Source organism: Sulfitobacter sp. R18_1 (assembly GCF_017743915.1).
Classification (GTDB): Bacteria; Pseudomonadota; Alphaproteobacteria; order Rhodobacterales; family Rhodobacteraceae; genus Sulfitobacter; species Sulfitobacter faviae.
The window spans coordinates 33133-49185 of sequence record NZ_JAGHRG010000003.1 but is presented as its reverse complement, the minus strand read 5'-3'; the positions used below and the strand labels follow the sequence as shown (position 1 = coordinate 49185).

Here is a 16053-nt window from a genome sequence, read left to right as displayed (position 1 = left end):
GGCGCCCTGCGTTTAATCCCCCGTTAACACATGACACCCCAGTCTACCCGCGGGTGCGGGCTCCTTCCAAGGTAAAGGGGCAGTGATGAATGTAGGCGATATAAAGGGCGCAGGGGCTGCGCGGGATGCGAAGGGCGCAAATCCGGCAGCGTCCGATGAACCAGTGGGCGCGCCGCCCGTCACCCGCGAAGAGATGGCCCGGGATGCGGCCATGGCACTGATCGTGGCGCGGCGGGAGGTGGCAGAGATACCGCCCCCCGCTGCCGATACCGCCGCCCCGACGCGCAGAAAGTCCTGAACGCGGGGCGCGGCGGGTCTTGTCTTACTCCGCCGGTTCGACCGCGTGGACGGAGGGGTTATTGGGGTGCGTGGTCCAATTGGCATAATCCGGCGTCACCGTCTTGCCCGTGCGCAGGTCGGTGGTGCCCGCCGCCAGTTCCTCCATCGAGATGCAGTCTTCGACCGGGCAGACATTGACGCAGAGGTTGCAGGCGACGCATTCCTCTTCGATCACGGTAAAGGTGCGATCCTCCGACATGGCGATGGCTTGGTGGCTGGTGTCCTCGCAAGCTGCAAAGCAACGACCGCAGGAGATGCAGAGGTCCTGATCGATCTTCGCCTTGGCGACGTAGTTCAGGTTCAACTGGTTCCAGTCAGTGACATTCGGCACCGCGCGGCCCACCAGTTGGTCGACCGAGGTCAGCCCCTTCTCGTCCATATATTCCGACAGGCCCGAGATCATCTCTTGCACCACCTTGAATCCATAGGTCATCGCCGCAGTACAGACCTGCACATTGCCCGCGCCAAGGGCAAGGAACTCCGCCGCGTCGCGCCATGTGGTGACGCCGCCGATGCCGCTGATCGGCAGACCGTGGGTCTCAGGGTTGCGGGCGATCTCGGCCACCATGTTGAGCGCGATGGGTTTGACCGCCGGGCCGCAATAGCCGCCGTGGGTGCCCTTGCCGTCAATCGTGGGCTCAGGCGCGAAGAGATCCAGATCGACCGAGGTGATCGAGTTGATCGTGTTGATCAGGCTCACCGCATCCGCACCACCGCGCTTGGCGGCCTCGGCAGGGTAGATCACGTTGGTGATGTTCGGCGTCAGCTTCACGATCACCGGCATGCGGGTGTACATCTTGCACCAGCGGGTGACCATTTCGATATATTCCGGCACCTGCCCCACGGCAGAGCCCATGCCCCGCTCGGCCATGCCATGCGGGCAACCGAAGTTCAGCTCGATCCCGTCGGCGCCGGTCTCCTCCACATGCGGCAGAATGGCTTTCCACGCCTCCTCCTCACAAGGGACCATGATGGAGGCGATGAGCGCGCGATCCGGATAGTCGCGTTTCACCACCTTCATCTCGCGCAGGTTCACTTCCAGCGGGCGGTCGGTGATGAGCTCGATGTTGTTGAGGCCCAACAGCCGCCGATCCGCGCCCCAGATCGCGCCGTAGCGCGGGCCGTTGACGTTGACCACCGGCGGCCCTTCGGAGCCAAGGGTCTTCCAGACCACCCCGCCCCAGCCTGCTTCATAGGCGCGGCGCACGTTGTATTCCTTGTCCGTCGGCGGGGCGGAGGCCAGCCAGAACGGGTTGGGGGATTTGATCCCGATGAAATCGCTTCTCAGATCAGCCATGTTATGTCTCCCTCTCGGCGCGGCCTCAGCCTGCCGCCCCCATCAATGTGGTGTGAATGTCCACCGCCGCGTCGCGGCCCTCGGCCACGGCGGTCACCGTCAGGTCATCGCCGCCGCCGGCGCAGTCGCCCCCGGCCCAGACCCCGTCGAGGCTGGTGCGCCCGGTGCCGTCGACCTTGATCTTGCGCCCGTCGAGTTCGGGCAGCCCCTCGCCCAACAGCGTCTGACCGATAGCCTTGAACACCTGATCCGCTTGCAGACGCAGGGTTTGGCCGGTGCCCTTCATCGCCTCATCGACATATTCAAACTCGATCTCGCGCACCGACCCGTTGCCATGCACCGCAATCGGCACCGCATGGATCACGATCCGCACCCCCTTGGAGGCGGCGAGGTCTTGCTCGAACACGCTCGCGTTCATCCGGTCGCGCCCGCGGCGATAGACCAGCGTCACATTCAACGCGCCAAGCAGTTTCGCCTGCACCGCCGCGTCCACCGCCGTCATCCCGCCGCCGATCACCACCACATCGCGGCCAATCGGCACGCCGGAGATATCGCTGGCCTGCCGCAGTTCGGCGATGAAATCGACCGCATTGGCAACCCCGGCCTTATCCTCGCCCTCGGCCCCGAGGGCATTAACGCCGACCAGCCCCATCCCGAGGAAAACCGCATCGTAATCGGCCTTTAGCTCATCGAGAGTGACATCCCGGCCCACGGCAACCTCATGCCGGAAGGTGATCCCGCCGATCTGCATCAGCCAATCCACCTCGGCCTGCGCGAAGCCGTTCGGGGTCTTATAGGCCGCGATGCCATATTCGTTCAGCCCGCCGGGCTTGGGCCGCGCGTCGATGATCTCAACATCATGGCCCAGCATCGCCAGACGGTGCGCGCAGGACAGGCCCGCCGGCCCCGCGCCCACCACTGCGATACGCTTGCCCGTGGCTGCGGCCCGCTCGAAGGGATGCACGCCCTGCGCCATCAAATGATCCGTCGCATAGCGCTGCAACTGGCCGATCAACACCGGCTTGCCCTCAGCCACCTCGCGCACGCAGACCTCTTCGCAGAGCGTCTCTGTCGGGCAGACCCGGGCGCACATGCCGCCAAGGATGTTCTGGCTCAGGATCGTCTTGGCCGCCGCATCGGGCGTGCCGGTGGCGATCTGCCGGATGAAGAGCGGAATGTCGATGTCGGTTGGGCAGGCCGTCATACAGGGCGCGTCGTGGCAAAAGTAACAGCGGTCCGCCGCGACCAGTGCCTCATGTTCGTCCAAGGGCGGATGAAGATCCGAAAACCCCTCGGCATAGCTCTGCGGTTCTAACCGCCCCGGAACGATCCCCGGCTCAAACACATCTCGTGCCATATCAAAATCCCTGTCGTTTTCTTGGTGTTTTGAAAACGCTCTCATGGAATCATTTTTTTATCAACTGGTAAATTTTTGAAAACCGCGCCTTCCGGAAAATCCCGAGATGCCTGCCAGTTTTGTAACAGGCAGGTTATATTTCATGGGCGCTTCCTTGCTTGCGGCCCCTCGCCCCGTAAAAATCCTTGATTTTAAAAATAGAGATTCCAATATCACAACTGCGACGCGAAGACTTTTCGACCCGGCTGCCCTAAGGCTCCAGCGATCACGAATTCGACCGAGCCGCGCTGCCGCATGTTGCGGGCAGATCAAAGAAAGGGAGACACGGGGCATGGCTACTGGCACCGTAAAATGGTTCAACACGACAAAAGGCTACGGCTTCATCGCACCGGATGCGGGCGGCAAAGACATCTTTGTCCATATTTCCGCAGTGGAGCGTGCAGGCCTGACCGGGCTGGCCGACAACCAAAAGGTCACTTTTGACGTCGAAGCGGGCCGCGATGGCCGCGAAAGCGCGAGCAACATCGCGCTGGCCTGAACGGGCCACATCATGAGGATCGAAACGGACGCTGCGGCGTCCGTTTTTGTTAGCGGCGCTCGGCGGCGCGGGCGGCAAGCTCTGCCACCGCGGGGCCGATGTCTTCCACGATCAGCGCCACGCCTTCGGCATTGGGGTGGATGCCGTCGCCTTGGAAATAGCGCTGCACCGTCTCGCTCCGCGCGCTGGCGGCATTCTTTTCCTCGGCCAGCAGGCCGTTAAAGAAGTCCGGGTAGAACAGCGTGCCGTAAGCTTCGGCCAGATCGGGGTAGAGCCCTTCGAACTCCGCCTTATAGCCTGCCCCGTAGTTGCCCGGCGCGCTCATGCCGACCAAGAGCACCTCCACCTCCGCCTTCTTTGCAGCCGCAAGGATGCCATCGATGTTGCCGCGCGCCTGCGCCGGGTCCAGCCCGCGCAGCAGGTCGTTGCCCCCCAGCGTCACGATCATCGCGTCCACCTCGGGCGTCAGGGTCCAGTCGACCCGCGCCAGCCCGCCAGCGGTGGTATCGCCCGACACGCCCGCGTTGAGGATCTTGGCCTCGACCCCCTCGGCGTCCAGCCAGCCTTGCAATTGCGGCACGAACCCCTCCTCGGCGGGCAGCCCGTAGCCTTGGGTCAGGCTGTCGCCGAGCGCTGCAATCACCACCTCCTCGGCCTGCGCCGCGTTGCCTAAAATAAAGGCAAAACAGATCAATACCTTGCGCATCCTTCGCGGACCTCCATATCCATCACGTATCCCAAGCCAAAGGCGACCCGATGAGCGACCCTGTCTATGACCTTCAAGATGTCACGCTGAGCCTCAAGGGCAATGCCGGCCCCGTCGATATTCTGCGCGGCATTTCGTTGCAGGTCCAGCAAGGGGAGAGCATCGCGCTGACCGGCGCTTCCGGGTCGGGCAAATCCTCGCTCCTGATGGTCATGGGCGGGCTGGAGCGGGCAACCTGTGGCACGGTGATGGCCCTTGGCCATGACCTCAGCGCGCTGCGCGAGGATGGGTTGGCACAGTTCCGGCAGGGGCGCATGGGGATTGTTTTTCAGTCTTTCCACCTCATCCCCACCATGACCGCGCTTGAGAATGTCGCCACCCCGCTGGAGCTTTCCGGCGCCGATGATGCCTTTGACCGCGCCCGGGCCGAGCTTGAGGCCGTGGGACTGGGCCACCGGATCAACCAGTACCCCGCGCAGATGTCGGGGGGCGAGCAACAGCGCGTGGCACTCGCGCGCGCCGCAGCACCCCGCCCCGCGATCCTTTTGGCGGATGAGCCGACGGGCAGCCTCGACAGCCGCAACGGGGCCGCGATCATGGACCTGCTGTTTGAACTGCGCGACCGCCATGGCGCGACGCTGGTGTTGGTCACCCACGCCGATGATCTGGCGCAGCGCTGCGACCGGGTGGTGGAACTTCGCGACGGGCGTCTCGCATGAGCCTGCGCCTTGCCGCCCGTTTCGCCCGCCGGGAAATGCGCGGGGGCCTGCGGGGGTTTCGCTTGCTGCTGGCCTGTCTCGCGCTCGGCGTGGCCGCGCTGGCCGCTGTCGGGACCGTCCGCGCGGCGATCGAAGCCGGATTGGAGGCCGAGGGCGCGGCCCTTCTGGGCGGCGATGCCGAGCTAGATTTCACCTACCGTTTCGCCACCCCCGAAGAGCGCGACTGGATGGCCGAACGCGCCACGCGCGTCTCCGAGATCGTCGAGTTCCGCTCCATGGCGGTCACCGGCGGGGGCGAGACCTCCGAACGCGCGCTCACGCAGGTCAAGGCGGTCGATGACCTCTATCCGCTGATCGGCGAGATGGTCTTGGACCCCGCTTTGCCGTTGGAAGAAGCCCTTTCACCCACCGCCGCCGCCCTGCCCGGCGCGGTGATGGAGCGGGCACTGGCGGATCGGCTGGCCCTCTCCCCCGGTGACACTTTCGCGCTTGGCGAGGCGGAGTTCACCCTGACCGCGCTGATCAAACGCGAACCGGATTCCGCCGCCAGCGGCTTTTCCCTTGGGCCCCGCACACTGGTCAAACGCGCGGCGCTCGAAGGCTCCGGCCTGCTTGCCCTCGGCACGCTTTTCAACAGCAAATACCGTCTCGAATTGCCCCAGGGCACCGCCCTCGCCCCGCTCGAAGCAGAGGCCAAGGCGCGTTTTGCCGATGCCGGGATGCGCTGGACCGACGCGCGCAACGGCGCGCCGGGCGTGGCGCGTTTCGTCGAACGGCTGAGCGCCTTTCTGGTGCTCGTCGGGCTCTCGGGCCTCGCCGTCGGCGGGGTCGGCGTGGCGGCAGCGGTGCGGGCCTATCTGCAACGCAAAACCGCCGTCATCGCCACCTTCCGCGCCATGGGGGCGTCGAGAGCGACGATCTTTCAGACCTATTTCATCCAAGTCGGCATTCTGGCCATGGTCGGGGTCGCCCTTGGCCTGCTGATCGGGGCGGGACTGCCCTTGCTGCTCTCGCCGCTGATCGAGGCAAGCCTGCCCCTGCCCGCGCGTTTCACCATCTACCCCGCCCCGCTGATTGAGGCCGCGCTCTACGGGCTGCTGACCGCCGCTCTCTTCACCCTCTGGCCGCTCGCGCGCAGCGCCGATGTCCGCGCCGCGACCCTATTCCGCGACGACTGGCAACGGCAATCACCTTGGCCCGCCGCGCCCTACCTCGTCGCGATGGCGCTGCTGCTGGCCGCTCTGCTTGCGCTGGCGGGTTGGTTCAACGGCTCGTGGTCGCTCACGCTTTGGACGCTGGGCGGCTTGGCCGTGACGCTGGTGGTGCTGGCGCTGGCGGCGGCGCTCTTGCGTCTGCTGGCCCGTGCTGCGGCCCGCCGGGCGCGGGGCCATCCGCGCCTGCGGTGGGCCCTGGCGGCCATCGGCGGCCCCGGCGAAGGGGCGACGGCGGTGGTGCTGGCGCTTGGCCTCGGCCTCTCGGTGCTGGCCGCGGTGGGGCAGATCGATGGCAACCTGCGCCGGGCAATCTCGGGCAACCTGCCTGATGTGGCGCCCTCCTACTTTTTCGTCGACATCCAGAAAGACCAGATGCCCGGCTATACCGCGCGGCTTGAGGGCGATCCGGCCGTGTCGCGCATCGAAAGCGCCCCGATGCTGCGCGGTGTGATCACCCAGATCAACGGACGCCCCGCGCGTGAGGTTGCGGGCGATCACTGGGTCGTGCGCGGCGACCGCGGGGTGACCTATGCCGCGCAGCCGGGCGAAGACACGCGGATCACGGCGGGGGAATGGTGGGCGCAGGATTACAGCGGCGATCCGCAGATCAGCTTTGCCGCCGAAGAGGCCGCAGAGATCGGGCTGGAACTGGGCGATACGCTCAGCGTCAACATCCTTGGCCGCGACATCACCGGCACGATCACCAGCTTTCGCGAGGTTGATTTCTCGACCGCCGGGATCGGTTTCGTGCTGACGATGAACCCCGCCGCCCTTGCAGGCGCGCCGCATAGTTTCATCTCGACCGTCTATGCCGAACCCGAAGCCGAAGCGGCCATTCTGCGCGATCTTGCCAGCGAATACCCCAACATCACCGCCATCCGCGTGCGCGATGCGATCGACCGGGTGGCGGCGGTGCTGGCCGGGCTCGCCTCTGCCATTTCCTTTGGCGCCTTGGCCACGCTGGCGACGGGGTTCATGGTGCTGATCGGGGCCGCCGCCGCAGGCACCGGCGCGCGCAGCTATGAGGCGGCGCTGCTGAAAACCATGGGCGCCTCGCGCCGCGCCATCGCCACCAGCTTTGTGCTGCGCGCCGCGCTGCTCGGTCTCTTTGCCGGAGCGGTGGCGCTGCTGGCCGGGATCACTGGCGGCTGGGCCGTGAGCCATTTCGTGATGGAGACTGATTTCGCCGTGGTCTGGCCCAATGCGCTTCTGATCATCGCGGGCGGGGTATTGGCCACGGTGCTGGCCGGTCTGGGCTTTGCGCTGAAGGCACTGAACGCGCGGCCCGCGGATATGCTAAGGGCGCAGGAATGATCCCGCGCCCTTAGGTGTTGTCTGGGTCTGAACCTTACTCCGCCGCTTCGGCGTAATCCTCCAGCGGCGGACAGGTGCAGATCAGGTTGCGGTCGCCGTGCACGTTGTCGACACGGTTGACCGGGGGCCAGTATTTGTCGACGCGGAAGGCACCGGGCGGGAAGCAGCCCTGCTCGCGGCTGTAGGGCCGGTCGCCCCATTCCACCACCAGATCCTCCACCGTATGCGGCGCGTTCTTGAGCGGGTTGTTTGCGCGGTCCATGCGACCCTCCTCGATCTCGCGGATCTCCTCGCGGATCGCCAGCATCGCATCGCAGAAACGGTCCAGCTCGGCCTTGGTCTCGGACTCGGTCGGCTCCACCATCAGCGTGCCCGCCACCGGCCAAGACATGGTCGGCGCATGGAAGCCGCAGTCGACCAGACGCTTTGCGACATCCTCGTTGGTGATCCCCGCCGTCTCCTCATAGGGGCGCACGTCGATGATGCATTCATGCGCCACCCGGCCAGAGGGGCCTTTGTAGAGCACGTCGTAAGCCCCTTCGAGCCGCTTGGCGATGTAGTTGGCGTTGAGGATCGCCGCCCGGGTCGCCTGCGTCAGACCGTCCCCGCCCATCATCAGGCAGTAGGACCAAGAGATCGGCAGCAGTGAGGGCGAGCCGTAGGGCGCGGCCGAAACGGCGGCGCCTTCCTCGTTCGGGTGGCCCGGCAGATGCGCGATCAGGTGCGATTTCACGCCAATGGGCCCCATGCCGGGGCCGCCGCCGCCATGCGGGATGCAGAAGGTCTTGTGCAGGTTCAGGTGGCTCACGTCGCCGCCCAGATCGCCGGGGCGCGAGAGACCCACCATGGCGTTCATATTGGCCCCGTCGATATAGACCTGCCCGCCGTGGTCATGGGTGATTTTGGTCACCTCGTGCACGGTCTCCTCGAAAACGCCGTGGGTCGAAGGGTAGGTGATCATGCAACCGGCGAGGTTCTCGCTGTGCTGTTCGGCCTTGGCGCGGAAATCCTCAAGGTCGATGTCACCGTTAGAGGCGGTCTTGATCACCACGACCTTCCAGCCCACCATCTGGGCCGAGGCTGGGTTGGTCCCGTGGGCGCTCATCGGGATGAGGCAGATGTTGCGGTGCCCCTCGCCCTTGGCGCGGTGATAGGCGGCAATGGTCAGCAGGCCCGCGTATTCGCCCTGCGCGCCGGAGTTCGGCTGCATGGAAATCGCGTCATAGCCGGTGATCTCGCAGAGTTTGTCCGAGAGATCGTCGATCATTTCCTGATAGCCGAGCGCCTGATCAGCGGGCACGAAGGGGTGGATGAGCGAGAACTCGCGCCATGTCACCGGCATCATCTCGGCAGCCGAGTTCAGCTTCATGGTGCAGGAGCCGAGCGGAATCATCGCCCGGTCGAGCGCCAGATCACGGTCCGCGAGGCGACGCATGTAGCGCATCATCTCGGTCTCGGCCCGGTTCATGTGGAAGATCGGGTGCGTGAGGTAATCGCTCGTGCGCAGCAGCCCCTCGGGCAGACGGTACTCGGGCGTGAAATCATCATCCGCCTGACGGATGCCGAAGGCGCGCCAGACCGCTTCGATCGTGTCAGGGCGGGTGCGCTCGTCGAGCGTGATGCCGACGCGGGTCTCGCCCACGCGGCGCAGGTTGATGCCCTCGTCCACGGCGGATTTCATCACCGCGGCCTGCAGGGGGCCGACCTCGACGGTGATCGTGTCGAAATAGGCAGCCGGCTGCACCTCGAAGCCCGCGGCCTCCAGCCCCTTGGCCAGACGCACGGTCTTGCGGTGAATGCGCTGCGCGATGGCCTTGAGGCCTTCCGGCCCGTGGAACACGGCATACATCGAGGCCATCACGGCCAGCAGCGCCTGCGCGGTGCAGACGTTCGACGTGGCCTTCTCACGCCGGATGTGCTGCTCGCGGGTCTGCAGCGACAGGCGGTAGGCGCGGTTGCCGTGCGCGTCGATGGAGACGCCCACGATCCGCCCCGGCATGGCACGTTTCATGGAATCCTTACAAGCCATATAGGCGGCATGCGGGCCGCCGTAGCCCTCGGGCACGCCGAACCGCTGGGTGCTGCCCACGGCGATGTCCGCGCCCATGGCGCCCGGCTCTTTCAGTAGGGTCAGCGACAGCGGGTCGGCGGTGACGATGCCCACGGCCTTGACCTCGTGCAGCGCCGCCATGTGATCGGTGAAGTCGCGCACATGGCCGTAGGTGCCGGGATACTGGAAGATCGCACCGAAGACCTTCTCGGCCTCCATCTCCTCGGGTTCACCAACGATGACCTCGATGCCCAGAGGCTCAGCGCGGGTCTTCATCACGGCGATGTTCTGCGGGTGGCAGTTCACGTCGATAAAGAAACCCTTGGCCTTCGATTTCGAACTGCGCTGCGCCATGGTCATCGCCTCGGCGCAGGCAGTGGCCTCGTCGAGCAGCGAGGCATTCGCGATTTCCAGCCCGGTGAGGTCGCTCACCATGGTCTGGAAGTTCAAGAGCGCCTCCAGACGGCCCTGCGAAATCTCGGGCTGATAGGGCGTATAGGCCGTGTACCACGCCGGGTTCTCAAGGATATTGCGCTGGATCGCCGGGGGCGTGACGGTGCCATGGTACCCCTGCCCGATCAGGCTGGTGAGCACCTTGTTCTTGCCCGCGACGCGGCGCATGTGCTCGAGCACCTCACGCTCGCTCATCGCCTTGCCGAAATCCAGCGGTTCTTTCGCGCGGATTGCTTTCGGCAGCGTGTCGTCGATCAGCGCATCAAGGCTCTCGGCGCCCACGGTATCGAGCATCTGAGACATCTCGGAAGGGGACGGGCCAATGTGACGCCGATTGGCGAAATCATAGGGCAGATAATCGGTGGGCTTGAAGCTCATGTCGGGTTCCTCGTCACGGCGCGGCAGGGCGCCCCCTCTTTGTGGCGCGCCGCCCATGGGGCGACGCAGGTGATCAGCATCGCCGGAGCCCCGGCGCGCGCGGCGGTTTAGCCGATGAATTTCTGATAGGCGGCTTCGTCCATGAAGTCGTCCATCTGGCTGGCGTCAGAGATCTTCATCTTGAAGAACCACGCCTCGCCCTGCGGGTCGTCGTTGACCATGCTGGGGTTGTCGGTCAGCGCAGAGTTCACTTCCGTGATCTCGCCATCGATGGGCGCGAGGATGTCCGACGCCGCCTTCACGGATTCGATCACGACGACCTCGTCGTCCTTGCTGACGGTGGTGCCTTCCTCGGGCAGTTCCACGAATACGACATCGCCCAGCTGCTCGGCAGCGTGGTTGGTGATGCCCACGACCACTTCGTCACCCTCGACGCGCAGCCATTCATGCTCTTCGGTAAATTTCATAATGGAGTTCCCTGTGTAGATTCAGCGTTTGAAGTTCGCCGCGACGAACGGCATTTTCGTGACAGTCAGTGGCAAGCGCTTGCCGCGCACCTCGCCCCAAAGCGCGGTGTCGACCTTTGCATGCTCGGCGCTGACATATCCCATGGCAACCGGGCCGCCAACCGTCGGGCCAAAGCCGCCCGAGGTCACGCGGCCAACCTCATTGCCACCCTCGGCGGCATCATAAATGGCGACCCCCTCGCGCATCGGCGCGCGCCCCTCGGGCAGCAACCCCACGCGCTTGCGCGGCGCGCCGTCGGCCAATTGTTGCAAGATCACGCCCGCGCCCGGGAAGCCGCCCGCGCGGTCGCCGTCCTCGCGCCGTACCTTCTGGATCGCCCAGTTCAGCGCCGCCTCGACCGGCGTGGTGGTGGTGTCGATGTCGTGACCATAAAGGCAAAGCCCGCCTTCCAGCCGCAGGCTGTCGCGCGCCCCAAGGCCGATCGGTTCGACCTCCTCCATCGCCAACAGCTTCTGCGCCAGCGCCACCGCGTCACCGTTGGCCACGGAAATCTCGTAGCCATCCTCTCCGGTGTAGCCCGACCGCGACAGGGTGACGGCGATCCCGTCAAGATCGACGTCCCGCGCCACATCCATGAATTTCATATCCGCCACCGAGGGCTGCAGCCGCGCCAGCGCGGCCTCGGCCTGCGGCCCCTGCAGCGCCAGCAGCGCGCGGTCCTCCAGCACCTCGACCTCGCAGGTCTCCGACAGGTTCGCGCGCATCAAGGCGATGTCATCATCCTTGCACCCGGCATTCACCACGACAAACAGATGATCGCCCAGATTGGCCAACATCAGGTCATCCAAAATACCGCCATTGGGATCAGTAAACATGGCATAGCGCTGGCGCATCTCCCCAAGGCCCAGCACATCGACGGGCACGAGCCGCTCCATCGCCAAAGCCGCATCCTCATAGCTGCCAGACTTCGCCCGGACGACGACCTGCCCCATGTGGCCCACATCGAACAACCCGGCGGCGGCACGGGTGTGCAGATGTTCCTTCATCACGCCAAGAGGGTATTGCACGGGCATGGAATAGCCCGCAAAGGGCACCATCTTGGCCCCCAATTCCACATGCAAATCATGCAATGCCGTCTGCTTGAGATCGCTCATCCGGTTCGCCTTTCCTGTCGCTTCCGGATGACCTTTTGACCATGCCGGCACCTTGGCGCCGCAAATGCTGCGCCTGATGCCCCCTCTGTCCTTCCGCCTGAGATCGTTATCCCTTCGGCGTGCGCATCCGCGCCCCTCTCCAGAGTCTTGGTCACATCACGGTCCTGGGGCCTGAGAGTTTCCGGGGCGGTTGCTCCTTCGGCATCGGTGTTAACCGATTCTCCCGTGACGATTGGGCCTTTCGTATGCTGGGGCATACCTCTGCGTCAAGCATGCTTGTGAGCCGATGCAACACATGTTTTGGTGCGCGCGACAAATACAGGACCTTTCGCGCATGACCCCCTACTTTTTCGGCTACGGCAGCCTCGTGAACCGCAACACCCATAGCTACCCCGACGCCCGCCCGGCGCAGCTCGACGGCTGGCGCCGCCAATGGGTCCGCACCGAAGGCCGCGATATCGTCTATCTTTCCGTGGTGCAGCACACCGCTACCCGCATCGACGGGCTGATCGCCGCCGTGCCGGGCGCGGATTGGGCGGCGCTGGACAAACGCGAATACAGCTACGAACGCCACGCCTCAGGCGGCGCGGTGGTGCATGACCTGACCCCCGCCCCCGACATCGCCCATTACGCGATCCCCGCCGACATCGCGGTGACCCACGGCGATCACGTCATCCTGCTCAGCTACCTCGATGTGGTGGTCCAAGGCTTCCTGCGCGAATTCGGCACCGAGGGCGCGGCACGCTTTTTCGACACGACCGACGGCTGGGACACGCCCATCCTCGATGACCGCGCAGCCCCCCTCTACCCGCGCCACCAAACGCTGACAGAGGCGGAAACCGCCGTGGTCGACCACCACATGGAACGCCTGTCAGTGCAGATTAAAGAACGCGCCGAAACAACCTTCGCCGCAAGGAACTTCTAAGGGCGAAAACACGCCCCCAAAACTTCCTTCATCCTTTCTCAAATACCCTCGGGGGTCCGGGGGCAGCGCCCCCGGGAAGCTGCCTCAAGCCCCCAAGCCCGCCAATCAGCCGCGCGCCTTCACCACCTGCAACAGCGGCATCACCTGCGCCATCTCCGGCCCATGCTCCTGCCCCGTCAGCGCCAGACGCAGTGGCCGGAACAGCCCGCGCCCCTTCCGACCCGTGGCTTCCTTGACCGCTGCGGTCCAGCTGGACCAAGTGGTCTCATCGAAAGGCATTTCGGGCAGCAGCAGCATGGCCTGTGCCACGAATTCGCGGTCTTCTTCGGCGATCACCGGCTCCGCCCCGTCGCGGAACATGGCCCACCAAGGGCCGAGGTCCTTCAAGGTCGAGATATTCTCGCGCGTCACGGCCCAGAATTGCGCGGCCTTATCCTCGGGCACGCCAAGCGCTGTGATGTCGTCTTTCACGGCCTCCAGCGGCAATTGCTGCAAGTAGCGCCCCGTCAGCGGGAAGAGGTCGGCCACGTCGAATTTCGTCGGGGCCGAGCCGAAGCGGTTGATGTCGAAGCCGTCGATCAGCTCTGCCATATCTGTGCGCAGTTCCACCGGATCGGAGGACCCGAGCCGCGCCATCAGGCTCAGAAGCGCGAAGGGCTGGACGCCCTGCTCGCGCAGATCGCGCAGCGCCAATGTGCCCAAACGCTTGCTCAGCGCTTCGCCCTGCGGGCCGGTCAACAGCGAGTGATGCGCGAAGGAGGGGACATTACCCTGCCCAAGCGCCTCCATGATCTGGATTTGCGTAGCGGTGTTGGTCACATGGTCCGAGCCGCGCACCACATGGGTCACGCCCATCTCGGTGTCGTCCACAACGCTCGCCAATGTATAAAGGATCTGCCCGTCGCCACGGATGAGCACCGGGTCACTGACCGAGGCCGCGTCGATGGAGATATCGCCAAGGATACCGTCATCCCATTCGATCCGCGCGTGATCCAGCTTGAAGCGCCAGACCCCATCGCCGCGTTCGGCGCGCAGGGCGGCTTTCTCTTCGCCCGACAGGTTCAGCGCGGCGCGGTCATAGACCGGCGGCTTGCCCATGTTGAGCTGTTTCTTGCGCTTGAGGTCCAGCTCCGTCGGCGTCTCGAAAGCCTCGTAGAAACGGCCCTTTTCGCGCAGGTCATCGGCGGCGGCGTGGTAGCGATCCAGCCGCTCGGACTGACGTTCGACCCGGTCCCACTCCAGACCCAGCCATTCGAGGTCTTGCTTGATGCCGTCGACATATTCTTCCTTGCTGCGCTCGGGATCAGTGTCGTCGATGCGCAGGATGAAAGTGCCGCCCGCCTTGCGCGCGATGAGGTAGTTCATCAGCGCAGTGCGCAGGTTGCCCACATGGATATAGCCAGTGGGGGACGGGGCGAAACGGGTGATTGTGGGGTTGGACATCTGGCGTACTCCTGTTGCGCGCGGGCTTGCCACAGGGCGCGGGCGTTGTCCAGCAAAGGCGGGGGTCAGCCCCCGTCTGCTGCGGTGCCGGTCTGCGCGGGCGTAGCCTCTGACGTATCCGCGTCGGTGCTGTCTTCGGGCGCGGGTGTTTCGGTGGCCGCTTCTTCACCGTCAGCCTCTTCCGAAGCCGCCTCCGCCGCTTCCGAGGTTTCGGCTCCGGCGGTCTCATCACTCAGCGCGCCGTTCTCCCATTCGCCCGAGGCTTCCTCGCCGCTGGCATAGCGCATGGTTCCGCTGCCCTGCCGCTTGCCCGCTTTGAAGGTGCCCTCATAGACATCGCCATTGGCATAGGTCGCAACACCCTGCCCTTCGATCTCGCCCTCGGTCCACTCGCCCTCATAGACGAAACCGCTGGCCATGGTGATCTTGCCCTGCCCATGGCGCTGGCCGTTCCTAAAGGCCCCCTCGTAAACGGTGCCATCGGGATAGGTCGCCTTGCCCTGCCCGTGCCGCTGGCCGTCCTGCCAGCCGCCCTCATAGCGGTAGCCATCGGCATAGGTCATCACGCCTTGGCCGTGGTTGCGGGCATCTTTGAATTCGCCCTCATAGACCACGCCATTGGTATAGGTCGCGATGCCTTCGCCTTCGATCACACCTGCCACCCAAGCGCCCTCATAGGTCGATCCATCGGGATAGGTGATTTTGCCCGTGCCATCGGCCAGATCATTGCGGAAGGTGCCGACATAGACCGATCCGTCGGGATAGGTCACCTGCCCCTCGCCTTCGATCTGCCCAGCCACCCAAGAGCCGGTGTAAACATAGCCATCGGTGCCGGTGAAGGTGCCCTGCCCGTCGCGGCGGTCACCCTTGAAATCGCCCTCATAGGTGTCACCGTTTTCATAGGTGACCTTGCCCTTGCCCTCACGGCGGCCCGCGACCAAGGTGCCTTCGTAAACATCGCCATTAGGTTGGGTCAGCGTGCCGGTGCCGTCGATCTGGCCGTCTTTCCACTTGCCCACATAGACCAGCCCGTCGGGCATGGTCAGCGTGCCTTCGCCGCTGCGTTTGCCGGCTTCGATCTCCCCTTCATAGACCGCGCCATCGGGGTAGGTGATCGTGCCGACGCCCTGTTTGACGCCATCGACCCAATCGCCCTTGTATTCATAGCCACCGGGGCTTTGCATCACGCCCTTGCCGTGGTGTTTGGCGTTGCGGAACTCGCCCTCATAGCGCACGCCATTGGCGTAGATCGCCACGCCTTGCCCCATGATCGCGCCCGCTTCCCATTCGCCCTCATAGGTGCCGCCATCGGCAAAGGTGATCTTGCCCAGACCGTCCGGTTTGCCCTTGGCGAAATTACCCTCATAGACCGAGCCATTGGGGAAGCGCGCGACACCTTCGCCCTTGATCTCCCCCTCGACCCATTCGCCGGAGTATTCATAGCCATTGGGCAGCTTATAGGTGCCGGTGCCGTGCTGAAGACCGCCTTGAAAGGTGCCCTCATAGATGCCGCCGTCGTCATATTCCTTGGTCAGCACCTGCCCGTCCTGCGCCGCAAGCGGCGTGGCCAGAAGGGCGATCAGACAGAGGGGCAGGCTGCGGTGCAACATGGGCGGAAATTCCCGATCTCGTTAAGTGGCATTTGGCCTGAGGTTACGGGTGATAGAGGGCAGAGGCAACGTGTTTGCAAGAGGGGCA

At 64.8% G+C, this 16053-nt stretch carries 13 protein-coding genes and 1 riboswitch; of the genes, 5 read left to right on the top strand and 8 right to left on the bottom strand.

What is annotated here, in order from left to right:
- Positions 1-85: 85 nt before the first annotated feature.
- Complete coding sequence (locus tag J7392_RS07785) at positions 86-298, top strand: hypothetical protein (protein ID WP_209217042.1); 213 nt, start codon at positions 86-88, stop codon at positions 296-298.
- Positions 299-322: 24 nt separating this feature from the next.
- Here J7392_RS07785 and preA read toward each other — a convergent pair whose 3' ends face one another.
- Both preA and J7392_RS07775 read right to left on the bottom strand, forming a co-directional pair.
- Positions 323-1636: an NAD-dependent dihydropyrimidine dehydrogenase subunit PreA gene (gene preA / locus J7392_RS07780; protein ID WP_209217041.1), complete on the bottom strand. Its 1314-nt coding sequence runs from the start codon at positions 1634-1636 to the stop codon at positions 323-325.
- 25 nt (positions 1637-1661) lie between these two features.
- The gene (locus J7392_RS07775) at positions 1662-2993 is read right to left on the bottom strand and encodes an NAD(P)-dependent oxidoreductase (protein WP_209217040.1); all 1332 of its coding nucleotides are present in this window, start codon (positions 2991-2993) and stop codon (positions 1662-1664) included.
- A gap of 331 nt (positions 2994-3324) precedes the next feature.
- On the opposite strand from J7392_RS07775, the gene J7392_RS07770 reads away from it, so the two are divergent.
- A complete protein-coding gene (locus tag J7392_RS07770; protein WP_209217039.1) occupies positions 3325-3531 on the top strand; it encodes a cold-shock protein in 207 nt (68 codons plus the stop codon).
- A gap of 49 nt (positions 3532-3580) precedes the next feature.
- Here J7392_RS07770 and J7392_RS07765 read toward each other — a convergent pair whose 3' ends face one another.
- Positions 3581-4237, bottom strand: a complete 657-nt coding sequence (locus tag J7392_RS07765) for an arylesterase (protein ID WP_209217038.1) — start codon at positions 4235-4237, stop codon at positions 3581-3583.
- A gap of 50 nt (positions 4238-4287) precedes the next feature.
- Here J7392_RS07765 and J7392_RS07760 point away from each other — a divergent pair, with 50 nt between their 5' ends.
- Together J7392_RS07760 and J7392_RS07755 are read left to right on the top strand one after the other, a co-directional pair.
- Positions 4288-4956: an ATP-binding cassette domain-containing protein gene (locus J7392_RS07760; protein ID WP_209217037.1), complete on the top strand. Its 669-nt coding sequence runs from the start codon at positions 4288-4290 to the stop codon at positions 4954-4956.
- Entirely contained in the window at positions 4953-7484 is a 2532-nt protein-coding gene (locus J7392_RS07755) for an FtsX-like permease family protein (RefSeq protein ID WP_209217036.1), read from the top strand. Before J7392_RS07760 ends, J7392_RS07755 begins: the two co-directional genes overlap by 4 nt.
- A gap of 34 nt (positions 7485-7518) precedes the next feature.
- On the opposite strand, the gene gcvP is transcribed toward J7392_RS07755, so the two are convergent.
- From gcvP to gcvT, 3 genes are all read right to left on the bottom strand, one after another.
- A complete protein-coding gene (gene gcvP / locus J7392_RS07750) occupies positions 7519-10365 on the bottom strand; it encodes an aminomethyl-transferring glycine dehydrogenase (RefSeq protein WP_209217035.1) in 2847 nt (948 codons plus the stop codon).
- Positions 10366-10472: 107 nt separating this feature from the next.
- Positions 10473-10832 (bottom strand): glycine cleavage system protein GcvH, encoded by a 360-nt coding sequence (gcvH, locus tag J7392_RS07745; protein WP_209217034.1) that lies wholly within the window; start codon positions 10830-10832, stop codon positions 10473-10475.
- Between the two features lie 21 nt (positions 10833-10853).
- Complete coding sequence (gene gcvT / locus J7392_RS07740) at positions 10854-11987, bottom strand: glycine cleavage system aminomethyltransferase GcvT (protein WP_209217033.1); 1134 nt, start codon at positions 11985-11987, stop codon at positions 10854-10856.
- 149 nt (positions 11988-12136) lie between these two features.
- Positions 12137-12223: riboswitch (glycine riboswitch) on the bottom strand.
- Between the two features lie 98 nt (positions 12224-12321).
- Here gcvT and J7392_RS07735 point away from each other — a divergent pair.
- Positions 12322-12912 carry a gamma-glutamylcyclotransferase family protein gene (locus tag J7392_RS07735; RefSeq protein WP_209217032.1) on the top strand — a complete coding sequence of 197 codons (591 nt, stop codon included), beginning with the start codon at positions 12322-12324 and terminating at the stop codon, positions 12910-12912.
- A gap of 105 nt (positions 12913-13017) precedes the next feature.
- Here the strand turns inward: J7392_RS07735 and gltX are convergent, their stop codons facing one another.
- Both gltX and J7392_RS07725 read right to left on the bottom strand, forming a co-directional pair.
- Positions 13018-14355, bottom strand: coding sequence for a glutamate--tRNA ligase (gene gltX / locus J7392_RS07730; RefSeq protein WP_209217031.1), 1338 nt, complete (start codon positions 14353-14355; stop codon positions 13018-13020).
- A gap of 65 nt (positions 14356-14420) precedes the next feature.
- The gene (locus J7392_RS07725; RefSeq protein WP_209217030.1) at positions 14421-15965 is read right to left on the bottom strand and encodes a 2-isopropylmalate synthase; all 1545 of its coding nucleotides are present in this window, start codon (positions 15963-15965) and stop codon (positions 14421-14423) included.
- Between the last annotated feature and the right edge of the window lie 88 nt (positions 15966-16053).